Raw genomic sequence first — 23,142 nt, forward strand, 5'->3', positions numbered from 1 at the left:
TTAAGCGTTTAGTTAGTTAATGCGATATAATTAGGTATGAAAAAGTTATTCGAAATCCGGGTATAATAAATAGTGCTTACGCATGGCTTTGTATGCGGCTAAGTCGGCTGCCCAGGAATCCCGGATTTCCGTTTCGGTTTGCCCAGCAATGATCTGCTTGCGCAGTTCGTCCGTGCCCGCTAACTTGTCGAAAAACTCCGGACGCGAGAAAAACGTATCCTTAAACGGCGCCTTCTCGTAGAAATCGATCAGGTACTTGAGCGTAAAGATCTGCTCTTGGGGGTCTAGCCCGCGAAAGTCCAGCCCATAGCATTCCTTGCCCTGCTGCTCTACATGTGCGGCCATGCCGGGGCGTGTGCCGGGCGTGAATGTGAACTCGCCGAACACTGGATCGGGGTAGCCCAGTACTTGGAAGGGCCAATCCGTACCACGGCCCACGCTGATGTCTGTTCCTTCAAACAGGCATAACGACATATATAGGCGCACCGATAGTTGGTTTGGCAGACTGGGCGACGGAATAACCGGCAGCTCATAAGGCGTGCTGTGGTCGTAATTTTGCACGGGGACGACCTCCAGGTCACACTGGGCACCATCATCGAGCCACCCTTCGCCATTGATCATTTTGGCCAATTCACCCACGGTAAGTCCATGGATCATTGCGATCTTGTGGTAGCTTACATTCGATTTGAATTTATCGTCTTTACGAACCGGTCCATCCACTTGGTCGCCGTTGGGATTTGGACGGTCCAACACAATCAATTTTGTTCCGTTGCTCACGCACAGCTGCATCACACGATGCATCGATGTAATGTAAGTATAAAACCGCGCTCCCACATCTTGAAGGTCAAACAACATCACATCGACGGACGCAACGATGGAGTCAGCCTTTTCATTCTTGCCATATAATGAGTGCAATGGCAAGCCCGTTTGCTGATCGATGTCATTGGCAACCTTCTCGCCCCGTTCAATATCGCCCCGAAAACCATGTTCGGGCGCAAAGGCAAACTGAAGGTCCACACCTTCTTCCAGCAGCACATCCACAAGGTGGCGCCCGCCCACTACCGAGGTCTGATTGCCCATCATCCCTACCTTCTTATCGGCAAGCAAAGGCAAATACCGGTCGAGCTGCTCGGCACCGGTACGTATCGTGAGTTCCTGAATGCTATCAGCAGCATCGCTATCGCGGTGTTGCGCATTGCCACCACATGACCATGCAGATACCAGGGGAAGCAACACCAAAGCGAAAAACCGCCAATATTTTACGCTGTTCTCAGTAGCCGAAAGAAAATTCATATTCCGCGTAATAAGGTTTATACTAAAATTGGATATACAATGTTAAGTAATATATTTTAAATAATTGCATGTTTTTGCATGTTTTTTTAAATAAACATGCAAACAGACAACATTTACAGTTTAACACCTATTTCCAAGCAATTGTTTTACAACTGAATAAAAAATATAAGACATTATTACTAATCGTAGAATTGCGACTTTATGCGCATATATACAGATTTCAGATACTACAAAAAAGCCTGCATCCAATACGGAATACAGGCTTTAATCCAGCTTTCATTATCAAACCCAGCCAAGGTTGTCACCAAAGATGCTGACCGCGCACCATCGTTTACCGACTACTTACCTCGCTTAGAAATCGGCTCACGCCATCCACAATACTTCCGGCCACCTCATCGTGGAATTGCGGGTCAAGCAACCGCTCTTCATCGGCCGGATTGGAAAGGAACCCCACCTCCACCAGTGCCGTAGGTAATTCAGTAGGCGCGTTCAGCGTGAAATTAAATCCGCCCACATTGCCGAAATCGGCAAGCCCAAGTTTCCGCATTTCTGTGAGGATATATTGCGACAGTGGGCGATAAGCATGGTGGCGGTAGTAGGTGGAGACACCTTGTACCATCGGATTGCGGGAAGAATTGCAATGGATACTGATCAACAGATCCGCGTCTGATTCCCGGAACCTGCGCAACCGGTAGCTATTATTGACCGACTGGTCGCGCGTACGGGTCATGATCACCGCACTGCCTGCCCGTTCAAACGCGGCTTTCAGCTTCAACGCCATCGCCAGGTTGAGGTCTTTCTCCACCACACCCGTCATGCCCGACGCTCCCCGGTTGCTGCCCCCGTGGCCGGCATCCACAGCGATGGTAAAACCCTGCAAGTCGAGCGTACTGGGCTGTGGCTTCACCCGGATAACCAGTCGGTTGCCTTCATAACCTACCTGATATCCCCACAGCTGCTTGTCCTTCAATTCGATGAATACGCGGAAGACTTCTTTATTTATTTGCTCATACCACACGTTCTCGATAGCCACAAGGCCTTCTTTCTGTGTGATCCAGTTGCTGTTTGAAACGGCCCCGTAAATATCGACCACAATGCGGGTGGGGTGTTGCTGCACCACATGGGTGTAAGGGAGCCGCTCGTCCAAACCGATGCGCACAAAGTCAAACGTGCTGTCTGACGTTACCGACCAGCTTCCTGTCAGCGAATAAGGGCGGAAATATGCACCCTGCTGCAGGCGCACATTATCCACGGGAATGTAAGCCTGTGCCTGCTCAGAAAGCCGCACCCGGTACATGTCGTTCGTCCGGCCGGTTATCTCCAGCTTGACCAAACTATCAAGAAAGCCCATTTTGGCCCCTCCCAGCCGGTCGGACCCGAGCCCATAGTACAATGGCGCGTGGCCGCTCGTGGTGAGCCCCGTTAATACATGCGGCTGGTTCAGTACTGTAATCCGTTGGGTACTGGCTGCGGTAACCGTTTTTTGGTTGGATTTGTCGCGAAGGTAAAACGACACTGATGAATCGGCAAGGCTATCCGACGGGTTGACGATGTATTCGCCACGGTAGATACCGGCCACACCCACCGCTGTTGTGTCAACTTCAAAAAGGGGAATACCTTTGTAAAAAGTAGCTTCCATGCCCGGCGTTGCTTTCATCTCCACCTGCAAAGGGTCGCCGGGTTGTAACCAACAATCTCCCCCGGGCAATATCCGAACATATTCAATGGAAAAACCCGCCGTAGGTTGTAGCGGAGCCGGCTTTTCAAAGACCACCACCATCCGTTTGCGCAAGGTGTCGGCACCCGACACATGCCATACTTGGAATTCGTTGGCCCCTTCCTGTAACGGCAATGGCGCAGCAAACACGCCTGTGTTGTAAACCGGCACTTCGACACCATTGAGGAACAAGGCCCCCGAAGGATCGGCAATTCCACGGAAATATGCCGGCGTATCGGCTACAACACTACTGTCTTTCATTGGCGAAGTCACCTTCAACCGCGGCTGTTGTTGCCCATGCGCAGCAGACAAACCTATGCTGTCCATAAATAAAATGCATACGCAAAATGCGCCGGCGCATCGCTTCAATCTATTTTTAAACCGTATAGGGTACCCGAAAATAGCTAACATACCAGTAGTCTTTCCCATTTGTATTAAGTTGGTTTACTTTTAGTAAAGCAAGGATAAGCAAAACAGTCGAATTTCTTAACCCAAACTTTTTCCCTAAACTTGCATAATGGAAGCTGCGTCATTGTATCCTTATTTCCGTAAATATCCGGCTATCAGCACAGATACCCGCAATATACAACCCAACAGTCTCTTTTTTGCCTTGAAAGGCGAGCGCTTCAATGGCAATCGATTTGCAGCGCAAGCGCTCGAAAAGGGCGCCAGCTATGCCATCGTCGATGAGCCACAGGCCGACGGTGACGAACGCTATCTGTATGTCTCCGATGTACTTATTGCGCTCCAAGCGTTAGCTCGCTATCATCGCAGCCAGCTCCAGATACCGGTAATTGGCATTACCGGCACCAATGGCAAAACAACAACCAAAGAACTAATCCAGGCCGTATTGTCGCAGCAATTCCATACGTATGCCACCAAGGGCAACCTGAACAACCACATCGGCGTGCCATTATCCGTCCTTTCAATTTCCCCGCAGACGGAAATCGCGATTATCGAGATGGGGGCCAACCATGTGGGCGAAATCGCGTTCCTCTGCGAGATTGCCCGCCCCACGCATGGACTCATCACGAATGTCGGCCGAGCGCATTTGGAAGGGTTTGGAAACTTCGAGGGCGTCAAGAAAGCAAAAGGTGAACTGTATGATTTCCTAGCGGCACAAAGGGGTACGCTGTTCCTGCAAAATGACAATCCCACGCTCCGCGAAATGGCAGCAGCCCGGTCGGGGCAACAACTGGTTACCTACGGCTTTTCACCGGAAAACAGCGTTTCGGGCGAACTGATTTCAGCGGACCCATTATTGCATATCCAATGGACCACACCCGACAGTGATGGCCATCACGCCGTCCATACCCAACTGACGGGCGCTTACAACACCGAAAATATCCTTGCGGCCATCTCCATTGCCCGACATTTTGGCGTACCACCGGAATACATCAATCGCGGAATAAGCGAATACACACCCACCAACAACCGGTCACAACTCACCAAGACAGAACACAACACCCTCATCTGCGATTATTACAACGCCAATGCCAGCAGCATGGCGGCCGCACTTGAAAATCTGCGCACATTGCATGCAGACCAGAAAGTCGTTGTACTCGGCGATATGTTTGAAATGGGCGACGACACGCATGAAGAACACCGCAAAGTGGTGGAAGCGGCCCTTTTGGTACAAGCAGTTCGTACACTATTCGTGGGGAAAGCGTTTTACGAGCACCGGCAGCAAGCCGGGGCCGAATTTTATGAAACCACTGCGGCGGCGAAGGATGCCCTCACGCAGCAGCCTATTCAAAACGCATTGGTGCTTTTGAAAGCATCGCGTGGGATGGCCTTCGAAAAACTGGTCGATGCACTGTAAACGCTGTCCGCTACCGCACATTAAGTGTTCGATATCGAACAGTTTGATTTTGTAATACATCACAAAAACCTGCGTAAAAGCCAGTTATATTTTTGGCACGTCATTATATAGGTAATGGCCAGTGCCCAGTGGTGGGCGGCAAGTCATGGTCTAGAAAAGAAAATGGATAGAGCACTACCCAAAAAACGATGGAACAGTAAACGTATTACGTTAGTAGCCGGTGGGGCGGCTATCTTAGCACTTATATTTGCCAGCTATTACTTTACCTCCGGCAACGCCCGGCTCAACGTGAATGCCGAGCGAATCACCATAGCCGAAGTAAGGGAAGATTCTTTCCGCGAATTTATTCCAGTGAATGGCACCGTATTGCCGATCACCAGCATCTTTCTTGACGCATCAGTTGGTGGCCGGGTGGAAGAGAAGTTTGTGGAAGATGGTGCCAGGCTCAAAAAGGGAGACCCCATCATGCGGCTCTCCAATACAGACCTCGAATTGAGTTTGGTTACGCAGGAAACGCAGGTATACAACAACCTCACCCAGATGCAGATCGCCCAGACGGCCGCACAGCAAACATCCATCGCTAACCGCAACCAGATGGCGGATGCAGAAAATGCGCTGAAAGAAGCTAAGCGGGTCTACGATCTCAATGAAACCCTCTATAAAAAGAAGGCCGTGGGCAAACAGGAATACCTGCAGGCGAAAAACAATTACGATTATCAGGTGGAGCGCATCAAGCTCACCCGCGAAAACATTGCACAGGACTCTATCCGCAGCGCCCAAACACTCGAACAAAACAAACAATTGTATGCCAGCGGGATGTCTGCACTCGAATTGATGCGGCGTAAGGTGGGCGACCTTATTTTGAGGGCCCCGGTTGAGGGGCAGCTCACTTCGTTCGACGCAGAAATCGGGCAAAGTAAAAACCCTGGTGAACGCCTCGGCCAGATCGATGTACTCACCGGTTTCAAGGTGCGGGCCGATATTGACGAGCACTATATTTCCCGTATCTATCCCGACCTTGAAGGGGAATTCACCTTCGCGGGAAAAAGCTATAAACTCGTCATCAAGAAAGTGTATACTCAAGTGACTAGCGGGCGCTTCCAGGTGGATATGGAGTTCATAAACGAGGTACCCGAAGGCATCCGCCGCGGCCAGACGCTGCAAATCCGTCTCGCCCTCAGTGACGAAACAAAGGCTATCCTGCTTGCCAAAGGCGGCTTCTATCAGCAAACCGGGGGCAACTGGGTATTTAAACTTACCGAAGATGGAAAAACAGCCTACCGCGTGGATGTACAGCTCGGCCGCCAAAATCCGGACTATTATGAAGTCATCAGCGGACTGGAACCGGGCGATAAAGTAGTGACTTCAAGCTATGAAACGTATGATCGGGTGCAAGAGCTCAATATAAGCAACTGATTGCGCGCTCAACACCCATAACGATAGCAACAATGATAAAGAACTATCTGAAAATTGCCTGGCGCAACCTCGTACGGAACAAAGTATACTCCTTCATCAATATCCTCGGGTTGAGCGTGGGCATGGCCTCGTGCATGCTCATCCTCATCTGGATAGCGAACGAGGTAAGCCATGATCAATTCCACGAAAAGAAACATCGCATCTACATCGCAAACAACCGGGATGTCAACGAAGGCATGGTCAATGCGTGGAACTGGACGCCAAATATCATGGCATCCTCCCTCAAGCAAGACTATCCCGAAGTGGAAGACGCCGTACGGGTTGATGCCGGCAACACCTTCTTATTTTCCGTCGGTGACAACAAGCAAAAGCACTCGGGTGCCTTTACCGATCCGGGGTTCCTCACCATGTTCAGCTTCCCGCTTAAACAGGGCGACCCCATTACGGCTTTAAATGAACCCCACAACATTATCTTAACCGAAAAACTGGCCACCTCACTGTTCGGCGATGCCGATGCCATGGGCCAAATCATCAAAATAGACAGTAACGACCAGTTTACCGTAACGGGTGTCATGGCCGACCTACCCAGCAATACCCGGTTCGACTTCGATTACCTGCTGCCGTGGAACTACAGCGTCAACCTCGGCTGGCGCGATAGCTCCTGGTCAAACAATACCCTGCAAACCTACGTTTTGCTGAAAGAGGGCGTATCGCATCCCGCTTTTGACCAAAAAATCAAAACCATCACCAAAGACCACCTCGCCGACAACCCCTTATATAGTAAGCGTGAGGTATTTACCCAACCAATTACGGAAGCCTGGCTATACTCCAAACAAGAAAACGGCCACTATACCGGTGGGCGCATTGAAATGGTTCGACTGTTCGCTGTCATCGCCGCATTGATCCTCGTCATCGCCTGCATCAATTTCATGAACCTCAGCACGGCCCGGAGTGAAAAAAGGGCGAAAGAAGTGGGCATCCGCAAGGTAGTCGGCGCACAAAAGCGACTGCTGGTTGGCCAGTTCCTTGGCGAAAGTATCCTCTTGGCGTGCATTGCTTTCATTTTCGCGTTGATTGCCGTCGTATTGGCCCTGCCCGCCTTTGGCAACCTCGTGGGCAAGTCGCTGCATATCGCCTTCGGCAACCCGGTGTTCTGGCTTTTGTCGCTCGCCTTCATCGCCATCTGCGGCCTTCTTGCTGGCAGCTATCCGGCATTCTACCTATCGGCTTTCAAACCCGTCAGCGTGCTGAAAGGCCTTTTCAAGCGTAGTGGTGCGGCCGTAAGCCCCCGCAAGGTGCTCGTAGTGGTACAGTTCAGCTTTGCCACCATTCTCATCATCAGCACCATTATCGTATCGCAGCAAATCAAACATGCCCAGTCGAGAGACAGTGGTTACAACCGCAATGATCTGGTGTACATCGCGATGGAAGGCGACATCCAAAACAAGTACCCGCTTATCCGCGACGAGTTGATCAGCAAGGGAGCGGTCATAGCAGTAACCAAGTCGATGAGCCCCATCACCACCCGTTACAGCGACAGCTGGGGCTGGAGCTGGACGGGCAGCACCGAAGAAGACAAACGCATCGATTTTATCCGGATGGCCGCTGATGCCAACTTTGTCAAAACAATGGGCGCCACCTTAAAGATGGGCAGGGATATCGATATATACAACTACCCTGGCGACTCGTTATCCATTGTGCTCAACGAAACGGCTGTGAAGATGATGCACCTCGAAGACCCGTTGAACACCATCCTGAAGGCCGATGGCGAAGACTGGCGCGTGGTGGGCGTGGTGAAGGATTTTATCTATGAATCGCCCTATGACAACGTACAACAGTTAGTAGTTTTCGGACCGGCATCTTGGTTTACCACCATGCACCTCAGGTTAAACCCGGCCAACACTACGCAGCATAATCTCATGCTGACCGAGCAGATATTCAAAGCACATAACCCGCAATACCCGTTTAGCTACCATTTTGTAGACGAGGTCTATGCCCGCAAATTCCAGGAAGAACAACGGGTGGGCACGCTGGCCGCATTGTTTGCAGGCTTGACCATTTTCATTTCCTGCTTGGGCTTGTTCGGGCTGGCTACCTTCACGGCGGAAAGCCGGATCAAGGAAGTAGGGGTGCGGAAGGTGCTCGGTGCTTCGGTGTTTAACGTAACAGCCCTATTGTCCAAGGACTTTTTGAAACTCGTGCTGATTTCATTCTTAATTGCGTCTCCCATAGCATGGTATGCGATGAGCAAATGGTTATCCGGCTATACGTATCGCGTAGATATCGCATGGTGGGTATTCGTACTGGCCGGCGTGTTATCCATTTTCATATCGCTACTGACAATCAGTTATCAAGCAATAAAAGCCGCGGTGGCGAATCCCGTAAATAGCCTCCGGAACGAATAAGGAATTTGGTGCTCCCCACTGCGAAAACGGGATGGTACAGGTTGCCATAACCCGTTTGTTGGACTAAGTTTGAGCTTCCTCGAACAGACGGAGGTATCGGACACCTCCATGCTATCGATTAAACACTAAAAGATTTAACCATGGAAAAAGGTACAAGCAATTCCGCCTTACTCATCGCCGCTGCATTTTTCGTTTTCATCGTTTTTTCCCTGAAGGCCCAACAGGCCGCCGCCCAAAATGATGCGGAACCTACCTATAAGCGGACGAGCTATACCGGCGAATCAACGGTATTGGAAAACGCTTTCGCCACGTTGAAAATCTTTAAACGGATAGATGGATGGGCCTGGGGCGAGCTATCAACCGCATCCGGTAAAACGATGGCTGTACTGGACCATTTGGGGGAGATCATGCTCCGGGATCAGGACATCCCCATGCGACTTACCGCAGACACTTTCCGGCGGACATCCGGGCCGGAGGGCGAATCCATCCATTTTGAAGTGAGATCGATTGTAGTGCGCGAAAAATTGCAGGGCACGTCGTTCGAGGAATGGATGAAATACCCATTTACCGAGCCGGCATTGGTGGGCGAGGTAACCATTACATTGGCTGCCGACAAACCCGTGGTGCAGGTAAAACACAGGTTGACCGCCACCGGAAATTACTACGCACAATACATCCGTGGGCCATGGCTTAAGGTCGGTGAAGGATCTTTCGGGATAGAAAAAGACGACTCTATATTTCCCGGTGTGGAGTGGACCATCGATAATGAATGGTCCAGTGGAACCGATTATTTCAAGGACCCCTGGGCCCTTCGCGTGGCTCCGCACCCGAATCAAGTAACCATTCCCTTGATGGCGCTGAGCCATGAAGGTACAGGTATTGGATTGTCGTGGAAACCGACTCAAATAGTAACCCGTTGGTTCAACTATCGGTCCCACATCCCGCAACCGGTATTTGCGACACCCAATTTCGTAGACCGCATGAACAACAACCTGATGGGCTTGATGATACCGGACGCGACCGTGGAGGGCCACGAAAATGAAGTGTATTCATCGCTACCGCTTGAGTTACGGGTTGGGCAACAAATTAATTTCGACGCTGAAATCTGGCTGAGTGAGGGAAACAGCCTGGATGTAGTGACCGATTGGGTAAAGCGGAATGAGCTTCCCGAACCACCCGCACCAAAGTGGGGCTTCGAGGAAACCTTGGACCTCATCGCAAATGCATACAATACCCATTTCTGGCATGAAGGGAAGGGCTTCGGCATCCCTCAGAAAAACCAGATCGGCACGGGTGTACCCGGCTTTCTTGAGCGCTATGTAAACCAACATAAAGGCAGTAAATTGGCAAAAGAACTACGGGCCAAAATGGATTGGTGTTACCAGCAACGTAAGCAGCCGGGTAGCGAGCAGGATCGCCTGGACGCGCAGCGCAAACATGGCGATGAGTTGCTGGAAATCCAACGTGAAGATGGATCGTTCTATTTCGATCCCCATGGACGGCATTATCGAAAAGACGATTTCATTGTGGCGACGTCTTTCGTGGAGCCCATGGGACGGGAATTTGACACCGCTTTAGACATCGTCATCTTACCCGCTTTAAACCTGCTCGATATCGCCGAAACGACCGGCGACGATGTTTATCGGGATGCCGCACGGAAAGCGCTGGAATATGCCATGGATATGATGCGACCCGAAGGTGGCGACTTCTGGGAGACGCCATTGCATGCCGCGAATTTGCTAGCAGCCGGGCATGCCGCGGTGGCCTATTATGAGGGGTATAAGGTTTTTGATGATGAACGTTATAAAGAAAAGGCTATCTATTGGATGCGATCCATCATCCCATTTACACACTTATGGCAACCGATGAGCCACCACAGTATGATGTACAATACGAAGCCGGTACTGTCTTCGAGCGACTGGTATTTCGCGAATTGGGTTCGCGACCACGTACAATGGGAAGTGCTCTCCGTATTCCGTGACCTCACCGAGCGCGGGATCCAGTGGGGCGATGTGGACCCTGAGATTGATTGGCGGCAATTCCACAAAGGGATTACCGTGGCCGCTATTGAATGGATGGTGGTACATACCGACGACAGCTGGCGGCCACATAACGTGCCTTCCACCTTTGAAGACTACCAAAAAGGGGCATTTGACTACACGTACCCAGACACCCACAACAGTATCACGGGAAATTATGGCGGAATGTTTATCATGCCCGACCCGATAGCCGTCAATATATACGCCATATTGGACGAGCAGCAGAAGAAGTGATGTTATAAATCGGCAAACACGGTATCAGAGGTATACCGGTTTGCCTGTTTTTACCGACTCGTCGCAGGCTATGGCTATCCGCAGACTATCGATAGCATGTCGGGTCAGCTCCTCCAAGTCCAGGTCCGTGTGTATAGCTTCAAGGAAAAACCGTTGTTCACGGTTGCATAGTTCCTGGTGGTCTGGTTCATCAGCAAGGTCTATCCACTCATCGGCTTTCACAAAATCGTTGTTACCATCGATTGCCGCATGGTGTACCCGCAACGACTCTGTTTTGGTGTGGGCCGAGACATTGTCGGAATGGCCTATTGCACCGGCCTCCTTTGCTACGATGGAAACCGAGCCCTTCGGGCCAATCACATCTTTAATGAAAAAGGCAGTTTCACTGATCATTGGTCCCCACCCAGCCTCGTACCACCCCACAGAACCATCTTCGAATCGGATTTGCAGTTGCCCGTAGTTATAATTGTCTTCCGGAATATCGTCCGTTAGTCTGGCACCGATAGCATTGACCTGAACGGGTTTGCTCCCGGTCATCTGGCACATCACATCGATGTAGTGCACCCCACAATCGACAATGGGGCTCAAGCTTTTCATCAGGTTGCGGTGCACATCCCACATCCGGCCATGGCTCTGCTGGTTGAGGTTCATCCGCATCACCAGCGGCTTACCCAATTGTCCGCCCAATTTCACGAAGTGCTGCCAAGATGGGTGGTAGCGTAGGATATAGCCTACCACCAACTTCTTGCCCGTACGCCTCGCGGCTTCAGCCACCCGTTCTGCTCCCTCGACCGTGTCTGCCAATGGCTTCTCGATGAATACATGGCAGCCGTGCTCCATCGCCATAATAGCGTATTCCTCGTGGGTGTCTGGATACGTCGAGATGCATACCGCATCAGGCTTGGCAGCCTGCAACGCCGTGGTATAGTCGCTGTAGCATGGATAGCCACCTCCCAACCGCTCGTTTAACTGCTCCTTGCTGACGCCCCTGGCAACCAGCCCGCAGATCTCAAATCCATCCATATCGTGATAGGCCTGCGCGTGCGACGCGCCCATGTTGCCACAACCTACGACCAGTACACGCACCTTACTACCAGTTTGTTTCATTTCTTTTTTCCTTTGCTTATTTCTTATGCATTTTTTGGCAACATCTGTTGCTAACCCTCCCGCTCCTTCACCGGTTGGTCTCGGAACGAGACCAAGAATACAACCAGCACCACGGCAGCGATACCCGCCGGAACCAGCCAAACCCCTTGCCAATTGAACTGCATGGCCGACCCTTCCGGCAACATAAACCATTCGGTAATCAATCCCGAGATGTACGAACCAATCAGCATACCTATTCCATACGTTGCAAAGGTAATCAATCCCTGCGCAGAATTACGGATCCGGTCACCAGCCACGCGGTCCACATAGATCTGGCCGGACACAAAAAAGAAATCGTAGCATATCCCATGCAGCAGGATACCTAAATACAACAATCCCATCCCACTATCGGCATCACCAAACGCAAACAGTATATAGCGGACAATCCATGCGATAATCCCCATGATTAAAATCACTTTGATACCAAAGCGCTTGAAAGCAAAAGGTATAACGAGCAAAAATAGAAATTCCGAAAGTTGTCCTAAAGTCATCTTTCCGGCCGCATTCGAGATACCCAGATCATTCAAGAAGGGATTGGCAAAACTATAATAAAAAGATAGCGGAATACAGATTGCTAGCGATGAAAGAAAGAAGACCAAAAAGGATCGCTGCTTGAATAGCACCAGCGCCTCCTTCCCCAACACGGAACCTAAGCTTGCGTTCCCTGTCCGGTCCGGAGGTGTGTCGGGAAGTGTAAAGCTCACTAAGCCCAGTATCGCCGACGCGCCAGCAGCCATGTAAAACAGGGAAGCACTGCTTTCGATACCGAGATAACCCAACAACAGTCCGGCAATGATCCAACCGGCCGTACCAAACACCCGGATAAGCGGAAATTCCCTGCCCGCGTCTTTGAGTTGCCGGAACGTAACGGAATTCATCAGGGCCATCGTGGGTGCGTACAGCAGCGAATACAATAGCAGCAGCCACCAGAACGCACCATAATCGTCAGCCCGCGCCAACATAACCAATATCCCCGCTCCCAACAGATGCAGCACGCCGAGCACCCGTTGTGCTGCGAAATAACGGTCGGCCACGAGCCCCACAAATACTGGAGACAACGCCGCGGCAATAGAAAAGTTGGCATAAGCTGAGCCCACCTGTACAGCGCTTGCACCTAGTTGTTCGAATAGATAGGTTCCCAGCGTCACGTACCACGCGCCCCAGGTAAAAAATTCCAGGAACATGGCTAGTGAGAGGCGGGCTCGCAGCGATATCGACATAAAGGCCCCGTCTAACGGTTATAAAATTTCAGCCAATCGATGCTAAACAGCGCCTTATCTCCCGCATCACCATTTACAAACACAACGTAGAGGTCGTGCACATCATGGGTTTCGTCCACCGATCCCATCACCTCTTTCCAGCCATTTTCAGCACCGCTGAAATTACCTGCAGGTATTTCCAAACGGGAAACCACCGGTCCGCCGATACTATCCAGATGCACCTCAATCGTACCTCCAGCACCGCTGGCCTGCGCCCGATAGCCGATCCGTCGCACATGCGTCAGGTCAATGTCCCGGAAAGAAAGGTAACTTCCATTCTGGATTCCGTACACATACGACATAAAGGCCGTAGTAACTGTAGCAATCCGCACATTGCCAGCATCGAAATCTTCCGCTTGAAGCAACGGGTTGCGCAGTAGAATGTGATCATGTCCGTTCAAAGGTGGGATTCCGTTCGCCCCGTGGTCCGTATAACGGGCACTAAACAGGTACACGCCATCGGCGTCTCTCCCACTATGGCTATCAAGCCGTAATACGCCTTGGGGTGCCAACTGCTGCTGCCCTGCACCGAGTGACAGGATATAGCGGACCATTTCCCGTGCATCCTCCTCCGCTAATTCGGGGTGTGGCGACATTGCCCGCTCTCCCCAGTTGCCGCTACCGCCATCGATTATTTTGTTAACTAGTAGCCCCTCCGCCCCCGGGGTACCCCTATAGCGGGCTGCCACAGCCTGATAAGTGGGGCCTACCGATTCTTTGTCGATGGAATGGCAGGACTTGCAGTCCAGGCTGGCAATCAGCTGCTGCCCTTTCAGGTAACGCAGGCTGCTCGGATCCTGTCCGCCACTTAATACCAATGCGGCATCTTTACCATTGGGTATATACCCGAACGCCAGCGACACATCCGCTACGGATACACTGTCTTCCCTATCACTTGCCTCCACCGCATAATCCAGTGTACTGCCATCCCAATAAAAACTGCGATTGGCTGAAGTATGGATGTGGACCTCCGGCGGCGTATTGCCTACGTAAATCCGATTGGAAGTGGTTCCTTCACCGCCCTCTCCATCGCTTACGGTCAACTCCACATCGTAAATCCCTGGCTTAGTAAACGTATGGGAAACGGTCTCACCCTGCTTGTTTTCGCCTTCCACACGCCAACGGAAAGACAGCTTGTCTCCCTCGTCATGGTCAATGGATCCACCGGCCGATAGTTTTACCGTCAGTGGTGCCGCTCCATATTGCTTATCCATCTCAATGGAGGCGACCGGCCTTCGGTTTCCCTCCGCATATTCAATCCGAACCAAGCGAGCATTGGTATTCTTGGAGAACCAGTTCGTTCCGTACTCCAGCATATAAATGGCCCCATCCGATGCAAATTGCATGTCTACGGGTGCATCAAAGTTCCAGTGTTCCAGAAACGGCTCCATTCCCTTCAAATTTCCGCTTTCATCAAAACTTACCGCCATGACCCACCCACGAATCCATTCGTAGATGAAAAGCTTCCCATCGTAATAATCGGAAAGTTTATATGGTGCCTTCTTGAAATGTTTGCTGTAGTAGACAGGCCCCGCCATTGCCGTAGCTCCTCCATTGCCCACCTGCGGAAAGTATGTTGAGTTATTTTTCCCGTACCAAATCATCGCCGGCTTAGCCGGCGGCAGCTCCTTCAATCCGGTGTTGTTGGGCGATTCGTTCATCGGCTTCGATGGATCCTTGCCGGGACCGAGTTCCCCCGTCGCGTAATCGTATTTGCCGAAGATCTGGTTGTTGCCTAGGAAATATGGCCAGCCGTAGTATCCCGGTTCTCGCACCTGATTGATCTCGTCAAAGCTCATCAGCTCTCCATCAGAAGCCTTCATTTCCGTATCCGGACCGACATCCCCAAAATACAGATAGCCCGTTTCGTCGTCAATGCTATAGCGATAAGGGTTACGTGCGCCCATCACATAGATTTCCGGTCGCGCGCCCGCCGTGCCCTTTGGAAACAGGTTACCTTCCGGTATCGCATATCCCCCGCCGGGGAGAGGCTTGATCCGCAGGATTTTCCCCCTGAGGTCATTGGTGTTGGAGGCTGTAGCCTGATCGTCTGAAAGCTCCCTCCCCGGGCGCTCATCCACCGGCGTATACCCCGCTGTTTCTTCGGCGTTGGTATTGTCGCCCGTGGACAGGTAGAGATTACCTGCCCGATCAAACTTGAGGTATCCCGCTGAATGGCAGCAGTAGATACGCTGCGTGGGGATTTCCAAGATCACCGTTTCCGTCGACCGCAGTAGGCTATCGTTCCGGAACTCCATCCGCGATAGCCTGCTCACTGCCTGCTCACCCGCCACCGCGTAGTAGAAATACAGCCAGTGGTTCTTCTCGTAATCCGGATCGGCAACAACCCCCAGCAGTCCGTCTTCGATACCGCTGAACACCTCGAAATTGGCCACGGCGCGGAGTTCCTTTGTAGCATCTTTGTATAATCGCACCCCGCCCTTGCGCTCCACGAACAGCACGTCATTGCCCGGGAGGATGACCATCTGCATCGGCTCATCGAGCCCTTCGGCAAGCACCGTGCGCGTATAGCGGGTGCTATCGGGAGCGGTTGTTGATTCATTTTTTCCATTGTTTTTGCAAGAGGGAGCAATCATCAAGACGGATGCTACTAAGAGAAGAATGGCAGGAGCTTTAAACTCGAACGACATTATTTTTGTTTACTTAAATTAATCTTTAGGTGAGTTAGCGGACCAACCGTCGGAAACCTGTGGAAGAACCCTTCCCGTACCCGATCATCGCCGGTTCGGCTGGTGGCAGTTACACATGATCATCAACTATTTTTTTGATCAATTACAGCTAGCAAGGTAAGGAAATTATCTACCAGAAAGCCTTCATATCCCCAGCACTCCCCATCCCATGATTTCCAGTCCTTCGTCATGTCACTACCCGGACAATGTCCCTGGAAATTCCCTTTTTTATAGCTTTCCAACATAGGCATCAAGATCATCTCTGCCTCCCTTTTCATACCCAATTTATAAAGAGCATGGATCGTATAATAGGCATAGCACCCTGTTGCACCACCATTTTCGTAAACCTGAAATGCCCCATACCCAAACCTCTTGTCGGTATCTGTATAATCTTCCTTTGGAATGGGCAATAAATTCCCAGGCAGCCCTAACCCAAAATCTGTAAATCCTACCGTTTTCATTTTATCAAGTATCCGTCTCATGATCTCTACCCCTTTTTTTTCTTCAATAAGCCCATAGCTGATTGCTACACTATTTACAAAAACAAAATAATAATCATGCAAGCGGCCATCCTCACTTCTCCATCCTGCCAGCACTCCAGTTTCCGGGTTATAAAAGCTGTTAAAATAATTCGCCTTAAGCTTGGCGGCAAAAGCGCTGAAATACTGATCATCCGCTGTCTTTTCTAACAGATGTGCGAGTTTTGCCAACAATACACAGGAACGATATGCGAGGGCATTTGAATACGCATCATCGTGTCCGAAACCAATGGTGTCCCACCAGTTTGCAGGCCGCTTTATACCATTCCAACTGCCCGAATTACCGGATAATCCATACTCTATGATTCCATCGTTATTTCTATCGGTAGCGATCATTTTGGTCGCCCAATCCCGGATATGCTTATAATTTGCCCGGCCCCAGTCCAAATCCCCCGTATGCATAATATAGTTGCAGGCAGCCATGATCACAGCGGGAGCCGAATCGCAGGAATCATACTCACTCTGCCATCCTCCTGCCTTATTCATGTATCCCACCTCACCATATCCTTTCATTCCGCCGAAATACCGGTTCAGCGAAGTACGCACCAAATCCATCGCAGACACCCCTTCCACCAGCTCCGGAGTATGCTGTGCCATCTCTGCATATAAATAAAGCGTAAAGGTACACGCGTCACTGGCAGAATTATTTGCCAGGGAATAAATCCGCGGATTCATTTGGAAAATATTAATGAAGTTGCGCCTGAACCCATCAAACCGGGTATCATTGCGGATCATATCCAACTCGGGATAAATAGCAACCGATTCAAACGAATAGGTGATTTCTTTATAGCGCTCATCAGCCGCGGGAAAAGAAAGCTTTACAAAAGGATTACCGGTATACCTGTAGGCATCATACAACAATGTGACGGAAGGATTATCACAGTATACACGAAAACTTCCCATACCTGGAAAATGCAATACGCAGGGAAATTGCATTACATTTTTTTCTTCCATTATCCCCAGTACCGTACAATAGTTCACTTTCTGCGCAAAAGTGATTGTAAAAGGTAAAGCATATTCGTTGTTTTCATTCCATTGTGTCTGCAGCGAAAACGACCGTGGCAATGCGCTGCACTTCCACAGGGGAATATCCGACCGTTTTGTTTTTGAAAAATAGGCAATGCTATCCCGTTCGATACGACCTTCATAGGCGTTCTGCTCAGACGGATTCGTTCCTAAAATGGTATTGACCGATAGCATACCACCACCCAGACTGTCTGTCGAGAAAAAAGTAAATACGGGTCGGTTCTTTTCTAGCTGGATTTTGAAGAATGGGGATCGGTAACCAAAAGTGTCATTATTTGTAAAAACAGCTAAGGATTCTGGTAGGCTTAAGGCGACGCCAGCCATTGCCGATTGCTGAATGAACGCTCTTCTTGTGATCATAGCCGAATTATTTTATCTGGGAATATTGAACCCCGTCGGTACGTTGTTGTGCTAGCGCCCGTTCCATATTAGCAGGGGTATTACACAACCATAGCAAATCAAAACCAATCGCTTGTTGTTGCTCTATTTGTTGTTCTATCACCTTTTCCAACTGCTTTCTTGACAAGCCTGAATAATTTAAAGGAATGTACCATAAGGTGCCCTGCATAACTGGTCTGGTCTTACGACCGGGTTGTATTTCATTAGGGACTGTTTCATAATACGTTTTATATGACTCATAGGCTTCCAAGCGATCTTTGTGATCTATTGGCGAACCACCCACATCATTTAAGTATGCACCCACTACTTCTTCAGTTGGGTTCATAAGTGGATAATAGCCCCAGTTAACGATGCTCTCACCGTACTTTGAAGCAAGCTCAAGCTTCTGTGATAACCAGTTTATTTCCGTAAATACCCGCCATTTTTTAGGTCGATGTTTTTCCTTCTCCATAGCCAGCGCCTCAGACCAATCGTTAACATCTGCCTGCCCGGTCTCTACATTTAACCAGAATTTAGTTCCTGCACTTTCGCAAGCTCTTGAGAATGCAGCAAAAAACGGCTCCCTTTCGGCTAAGGTGTAAAATGAAAGATGCTCTGCTCCTGAATCCTGTAGCATCAGGATATCTATACCGGTCTCTTCGAGCGTGGCTGACCACCATTGCTCATATTCAAAAGGCTCCAGGTACTCGTACCCACGTAGTTCGTCTTTATCCAGCAAGAAGAAGGGGGAAATAGTGACCATACTCCCTGGTCGGACACGATGGCATTCATCAACTATAGACTTCCATACTTTTCGCCAAAAAACAGATTTTTCCGTTTCAGTAACTTTAATCGGATTGATCTCGTTGTTCAAATACCATCCCCAAAAAGAGGGGTGTTGACCGTATTGTTCATGATACGCCGATACATACTTTTTGGTTTTCGTTACCAAACTATCAGCACTGATCTTTCCATACCAATCGCCGCCCGACATATTTAAATCACTTATTACCCTCATACCCTTTTTATCGGCAACCGTATATATTATTTCTAAAATATCCGGCTCGTTATTTTCTGCTGTAGTTATACAGGACGCACATATGGACAAGACGATCAGGGAGATGACGGTGTATTTAATACTCTTCATTATTTCGATTTTTTGCTAATGGGTTATCTTGTTCGTACTGCGCACGGTACTATTACCTCGAATTGCTATTCAATCTTGATGGCTGACGAAGGTAAAGGTATACTCCCCCGACGTCAGGTCTATTACTTTCATATCGTCAGTTTCTCGAATAATGTTGATGCGAGCTGTGCTTTGTCGAATCGCTTTCCCACCCTCTCGCACTTCTCCTTGTCTGCCCAGAGGCAGGAAAACCGTGGCCGTCGTATTATTCGGGATTTTCACTTCCCAGTGAATATGCTTTCCCTCCCGCTTCCAAGACGATTTAATGTTTCCATAGCGGGATTCATGATGTACGTCTACCCAATCGAGATCCTCCGGAAAAATAGGGTTCAAATTCACGTGCTTGAAACCCGGGCGGTCTTCGTCAATACGTAACCCGCCCAGCGCCTTATAAAACCAAGCACCCACATCGCCAAAAAACGGATGGTTTCTCGAATTTTCCCCGTCCCACCGTTCCCATAAAGTGGTGGCCCCTTGTTCTACCCAATAGCCCCAGCTAGGATAAGTCCGCTTACTTACAATCCGGTATGCAACATCGGCATGGCCATTATCCAACAACGCATTAATAAGGTATTTGGTACCCAAAATCCCGCAGTCCAAGTGATAGTTGTTGTTTTTGACCAAATTAACCAATGCATCAACTGTTTCGGTCAAGTACTCACCGGCTAATCCCTGATACACGGCACAAGATAGTGCGGTTTGACTCCCATTTCCATAAATCCCATTCCCGCGATAAAATTGCCGATTGAACGAAGTTTTAATGTCCGCTGCTAATCGCGCATATTGGGTCGCAGCGTCGGAGTCGCCAAGTAATGTTGCCATTTTCGAGAGGATTTCGGCACCTTTGAAATAGTATGCTGTCGACGTAATCTCAGCGGGGGTTTCCGTCTTTGCCGGGCACCAGTCGCCCAGCCCCCAAGCTACGATGTGGTGCTCATTTGCCTTGGTAGCAAGGAAGTCGATATAACGCCGAATTGATGGATACTGCTTTTCAATGATCGAAACGTCTCCGGTATATAAGTAAGTATACCAAGGAATTAAAAATAGCGAACAATCCCACGCGGGGCCATTGCCGAAGAAGTACCCCCATCCAGCAGTGGGGACAATGCCCGGCACCTCACCCGACGGTCGCTGTTCATCGGCAATGTCTGCAAGCCACTTTGTATAGCCGTGGGCCACATCATAATTATAAAAAGCCATCTCAGCCGCGAGGTGTGCATCACCCATCCATCCGTTCTTTTCCCGATGGGGACAATCCTCCGGATAGCCGTGGAAATTGGTGAGGAAGGAATTCTGTGTATTCGCATGTATGGTATTCAGCAACGGGCTGGACGTGTTGAAAGAACCTACTGGGCTGAAATCCGTGTGTACCACCATCGCGGTAATGATGGCGTCAGCGACACCTTCAGACAGGCCTGTGACTTCCATATATTGGAAACCGTGATACGTAAACCGAGGGCTCCAAATGTCCTCGTCCGTACCTGCGGCGATATATTTATCCGTCTGAAAAGGAGCGTCGTAAGCGTACATTCCGATATGCTCCTGATCAACGAGTCCATCAGGGGTAAGTCGCTCCCCATATTTTATCGCAACTTCAGTCCCAGCCGGAGCGGTGATTTTCAAGCGGACGTAGCCGGAAATATTCTTTCCCAGATCATATACGCGGTGCCCCGGTATTGGCTCGGTCATCGCTATCGGTTTAATTTCGGACAGCTCTCTTATGGGTGGCATCAGCTGGGGTTTTAATCTCCCTAGCGGCCCCACGACCAATTCAGCGGATGACCATCCACCGTCCTCAAATCCCACTCGGTTCCAGTGAGGCTTCGCACTGCGGGCATCATAATACTCCCCTTGAAAAACGCTGTTAAAATAAATTGGCCCCCGGCCCGTTTCCCATGTTCCGTCACTTTTTATCACATCCACCGTGCCGTCCAGGTATGTGATTTCTAGCTGTGCCAAAAGAGCCGGTCGAGCTCGCCACCCCGCCTGATCAAATGCCCAGATTGTCCGCGTGGGCATATTATACCAGCCGTTTCCAAGTATTGCCCCTAGCGCGTTTTTCCCATTGTTCAATAAATGGGATACATCGTATGTTTGATATAATACCGTTTTGTCGTAGCGGGTGAATGCAGGATCAAGGACATGGTCACCAACCTTCTGCCCGTTGATATACGTTTCATTATAACCGATGCCGCTGATGTAGAGGCGTGCTTGAGCAACGTGCGCGCCCACTGAAAATTCCTTTCTGAACATGGGAGCCGCATTCATCAAGGTATCCAGCTTACCTCGCTCGCGATTCCCGGCAAATGCTTCCCAGTTTTGGACCTTAGGTGCACTAATCCATTGGGCCTGCCAATCGGAATCGTCGAGCAGCCCGATTTCCCAAGTGTGCGGCTTACTGTATGTACTTGTATGGCCTTTATCATCCCACACCCGGACCTTCCAGTAGCACCGTTGCCTGGAGACTAGTTCTTTTCCTTCGTACCGGATATCCAGCGACTGCGATGAGGCAATCTTGCCACTATCCCATAAATCGCCTATGTTATCGTCCAGTAACGCCTGGGATGACGATACCAGTATTTGATAGGCAGATTGATATATGCCCCGTTCATTCCCTGTGATTTGCCACGACAAACCGGGTTTTTTTGCATCGATGCCGAGTGCCGTAGTCATGGACTCGACGGTTAAATTCGAAACGCCGATACTCGCTGCTACCGCTATATGGTGAGCAACTGCCAAGAAAAAGCACAACGCGATCTTGTGATAAGCCACTTGCATGTCTTGATGGTACGGTTTACTTTTCTTTCCCGATGGCCCACTCCATATTAGCGGGGGCATTTACAATCCATAACATATCAAACCCGAGGGCTTTTTGGTCCGCTATCTGTTCCCTGATTGTTTTCTCAATCGCCTCCTCAGACCATCCTTCATACATGACTGGCAGCCACCATAGCGTACCCCGCATAAGCGGCTTGGTCAGCGAACCGGGTTGTATGCCACGATCTTTGATGCCTTCATAATATTGTCGGTAAGACGAATAGCTTTCAGCCCGTAAGTTAGTCGGTATTTCAATACCATCTACACTAAATAGGAATGGCCCAGCACTTGCCGTGGGGGTCATAAACGGATAATACCCCCAATTGATGATGCGCTCTCCGTATTCCGCGGCTAATTCCAACTTCTGAGCGAGCCACTCAGTGGGCGTGTACACCCATTCCTGTGTTTTGCTTTGCTCCATCGTTACAGCTTCATCCCAGCTATCTGCATCAATTTCACCACTTTCCACGTTCAGCCACAATTCGCTTCCCGCCTGGTCACAGGCGTTTTTAAATGCTTGGAAAAAAGGTCGCCGATCCTCCAACGAAAAAAAACTTAGGTGTTCCGCGCCCGAGTCCTGGAGCATCAGAATATCAATTCCGGTATGGGACAACGTCTTCGCCCACCATTGTTCGTATTCAATGGGCTCAAGAAAATCGAAACCCCGATGCTTATCCCTATCCATGATATAGAACGGCGATATCGTTACGACACTTTCCGGTGCTACTTTCTTACATTCGTCGACGGCAGACTTCCATATCGCCCGCCAAAATCCCGAAATTTCAGTTTCTAGCGGCGGCTGTAACGTGAGCTCATTGTTGATATACCAGCCCCAAAATGAAGCATACTCACCATACCTCTTATGGAATTTAGGGATATAGGTGGCGTATTGGGCTGTAACATCATCTACGGTATGTTTCTTGTAAAGCATACCTCCCCCCATATTCAAATCTGCCATTACCTTCATTTCCTCTTCTTCCGCTATGGCGTAAATCATCCGCAAAACATCGATACTCCGTTCTTTATCACCATCTTTTTTATCCACTGTATTTGGTGGAACGACGTTGTTGCTGCAACAGATCACCATTCCGATCATTGCCACTAGCCCTATACTCGTAAAAAGTGATAGCCCATTTTTCATAATTGTTATTTTTTCTGTTTAACACTCAAATGAT

The 23,142-nt window shown here is 49.8% G+C and carries 13 protein-coding genes; 4 read left to right on the forward strand and 9 right to left on the reverse strand.

Annotated elements, in window-relative coordinates; all coding sequences use genetic code 11:
• Positions 1–45: 45 nt before the first annotated feature.
• The gene (locus VNQ80_RS08150) at positions 46–1,293 is read right to left on the reverse strand and encodes a DUF1343 domain-containing protein (RefSeq protein WP_325637317.1); all 1,248 of its coding nucleotides are present in this window, start codon (positions 1,291–1,293) and stop codon (positions 46–48) included.
• Positions 1,294–1,624: 331 nt separating this feature from the next.
• Positions 1,625–3,337, reverse strand: a complete 1,713-nt coding sequence (locus VNQ80_RS08155; RefSeq protein ID WP_325637319.1) for an N-acetylmuramoyl-L-alanine amidase — start codon at positions 3,335–3,337, stop codon at positions 1,625–1,627.
• A gap of 190 nt (positions 3,338–3,527) precedes the next feature.
• Here VNQ80_RS08155 and VNQ80_RS08160 point away from each other — a divergent pair, with 190 nt between their 5' ends.
• The 4 genes from VNQ80_RS08160 (at position 3,528) to VNQ80_RS08175 (ending at position 10,926) form a co-directional block, all read left to right on the forward strand.
• Positions 3,528–4,832: a UDP-N-acetylmuramoyl-tripeptide--D-alanyl-D-alanine ligase gene (locus VNQ80_RS08160; protein WP_325637321.1), complete on the forward strand. Its 1,305-nt coding sequence runs from the start codon at positions 3,528–3,530 to the stop codon at positions 4,830–4,832.
• Between the two features lie 162 nt (positions 4,833–4,994).
• Positions 4,995–6,248 (forward strand): efflux RND transporter periplasmic adaptor subunit, encoded by a 1,254-nt coding sequence (locus VNQ80_RS08165; RefSeq protein WP_325637323.1) that lies wholly within the window; start codon positions 4,995–4,997, stop codon positions 6,246–6,248.
• A gap of 32 nt (positions 6,249–6,280) precedes the next feature.
• Positions 6,281–8,653: an ABC transporter permease gene (locus VNQ80_RS08170; protein ID WP_325637325.1), complete on the forward strand. Its 2,373-nt coding sequence runs from the start codon at positions 6,281–6,283 to the stop codon at positions 8,651–8,653.
• Between the two features lie 140 nt (positions 8,654–8,793).
• A complete protein-coding gene (locus VNQ80_RS08175) occupies positions 8,794–10,926 on the forward strand; it encodes a hypothetical protein (RefSeq protein WP_325637327.1) in 2,133 nt (710 codons plus the stop codon).
• Positions 10,927–10,950: 24 nt separating this feature from the next.
• On the opposite strand, the gene VNQ80_RS08180 is transcribed toward VNQ80_RS08175, so the two are convergent.
• The 7 genes from VNQ80_RS08180 to VNQ80_RS08210 all read right to left on the reverse strand — a co-directional run bounded on the left by VNQ80_RS08180 (position 10,951) and on the right by VNQ80_RS08210 (position 23,108).
• Entirely contained in the window at positions 10,951–12,033 is a 1,083-nt protein-coding gene (locus VNQ80_RS08180; RefSeq protein WP_325637329.1) for a Gfo/Idh/MocA family oxidoreductase, read from the reverse strand.
• Positions 12,034–12,083: 50 nt separating this feature from the next.
• Positions 12,084–13,292, reverse strand: a complete 1,209-nt coding sequence (locus VNQ80_RS08185) for a nucleoside permease (protein WP_325637331.1) — start codon at positions 13,290–13,292, stop codon at positions 12,084–12,086.
• Between the two features lie 11 nt (positions 13,293–13,303).
• Positions 13,304–15,982, reverse strand: a complete 2,679-nt coding sequence (locus VNQ80_RS08190; RefSeq protein WP_325637333.1) for a PQQ-dependent sugar dehydrogenase — start codon at positions 15,980–15,982, stop codon at positions 13,304–13,306.
• 122 nt (positions 15,983–16,104) lie between these two features.
• A complete protein-coding gene (locus tag VNQ80_RS08195; protein WP_325637335.1) occupies positions 16,105–17,946 on the reverse strand; it encodes a hypothetical protein in 1,842 nt (613 codons plus the stop codon).
• A gap of 7 nt (positions 17,947–17,953) precedes the next feature.
• Positions 17,954–19,111, reverse strand: coding sequence for a DUF4434 domain-containing protein (locus VNQ80_RS08200; protein ID WP_325637337.1), 1,158 nt, complete (start codon positions 19,109–19,111; stop codon positions 17,954–17,956).
• Positions 19,112–19,180: 69 nt separating this feature from the next.
• Positions 19,181–21,988, reverse strand: a complete 2,808-nt coding sequence (locus tag VNQ80_RS08205; protein WP_325637339.1) for a glycoside hydrolase family 78 protein — start codon at positions 21,986–21,988, stop codon at positions 19,181–19,183.
• Positions 21,945–23,108: a DUF4434 domain-containing protein gene (locus tag VNQ80_RS08210; protein ID WP_325637341.1), complete on the reverse strand. Its 1,164-nt coding sequence runs from the start codon at positions 23,106–23,108 to the stop codon at positions 21,945–21,947. Before VNQ80_RS08210 ends, VNQ80_RS08205 begins: the two co-directional genes overlap by 44 nt.
• Positions 23,109–23,142 lie beyond the last annotated feature (34 nt).

The sequence above is a fragment of the Parapedobacter sp. genome, from assembly GCF_035556095.1.
GTDB lineage: Bacteria > Bacteroidota > Bacteroidia > Sphingobacteriales > Sphingobacteriaceae > Parapedobacter.

Excerpts from the sequence above, each read along its gene's own strand:
- VNQ80_RS08150 (WP_325637317.1), bottom strand. The coding sequence starts at position 1,293 with ATGAATTTTCTTTCGGCTACTGAGAACAGCGTAAAATATTGGCGGTTT.
- VNQ80_RS08155 (WP_325637319.1), bottom strand. The coding sequence starts at position 3,337 with ATGGACAGCATAGGTTTGTCTGCTGCGCATGGGCAACAACAGCCGCGG.
- VNQ80_RS08160 (WP_325637321.1), top strand. The coding sequence starts at position 3,528 with ATGGAAGCTGCGTCATTGTATCCTTATTTCCGTAAATATCCGGCTATC.
- VNQ80_RS08165 (WP_325637323.1), top strand. The coding sequence starts at position 4,995 with ATGGATAGAGCACTACCCAAAAAACGATGGAACAGTAAACGTATTACG.
- VNQ80_RS08170 (WP_325637325.1), top strand. The coding sequence starts at position 6,281 with ATGATAAAGAACTATCTGAAAATTGCCTGGCGCAACCTCGTACGGAAC.
- VNQ80_RS08175 (WP_325637327.1), top strand. The coding sequence starts at position 8,794 with ATGGAAAAAGGTACAAGCAATTCCGCCTTACTCATCGCCGCTGCATTT.
- VNQ80_RS08180 (WP_325637329.1), bottom strand. The coding sequence starts at position 12,033 with ATGAAACAAACTGGTAGTAAGGTGCGTGTACTGGTCGTAGGTTGTGGC.
- VNQ80_RS08185 (WP_325637331.1), bottom strand. The coding sequence starts at position 13,292 with ATGTCGATATCGCTGCGAGCCCGCCTCTCACTAGCCATGTTCCTGGAA.
- VNQ80_RS08190 (WP_325637333.1), bottom strand. The coding sequence starts at position 15,982 with ATGTCGTTCGAGTTTAAAGCTCCTGCCATTCTTCTCTTAGTAGCATCC.
- VNQ80_RS08195 (WP_325637335.1), bottom strand. The coding sequence starts at position 17,946 with ATGATCACAAGAAGAGCGTTCATTCAGCAATCGGCAATGGCTGGCGTC.
- VNQ80_RS08200 (WP_325637337.1), bottom strand. The coding sequence starts at position 19,111 with ATGAAGAGTATTAAATACACCGTCATCTCCCTGATCGTCTTGTCCATA.
- VNQ80_RS08205 (WP_325637339.1), bottom strand. The coding sequence starts at position 21,988 with ATGCCCCCGCTAATATGGAGTGGGCCATCGGGAAAGAAAAGTAAACCG.
- VNQ80_RS08210 (WP_325637341.1), bottom strand. The coding sequence starts at position 23,108 with ATGAAAAATGGGCTATCACTTTTTACGAGTATAGGGCTAGTGGCAATG.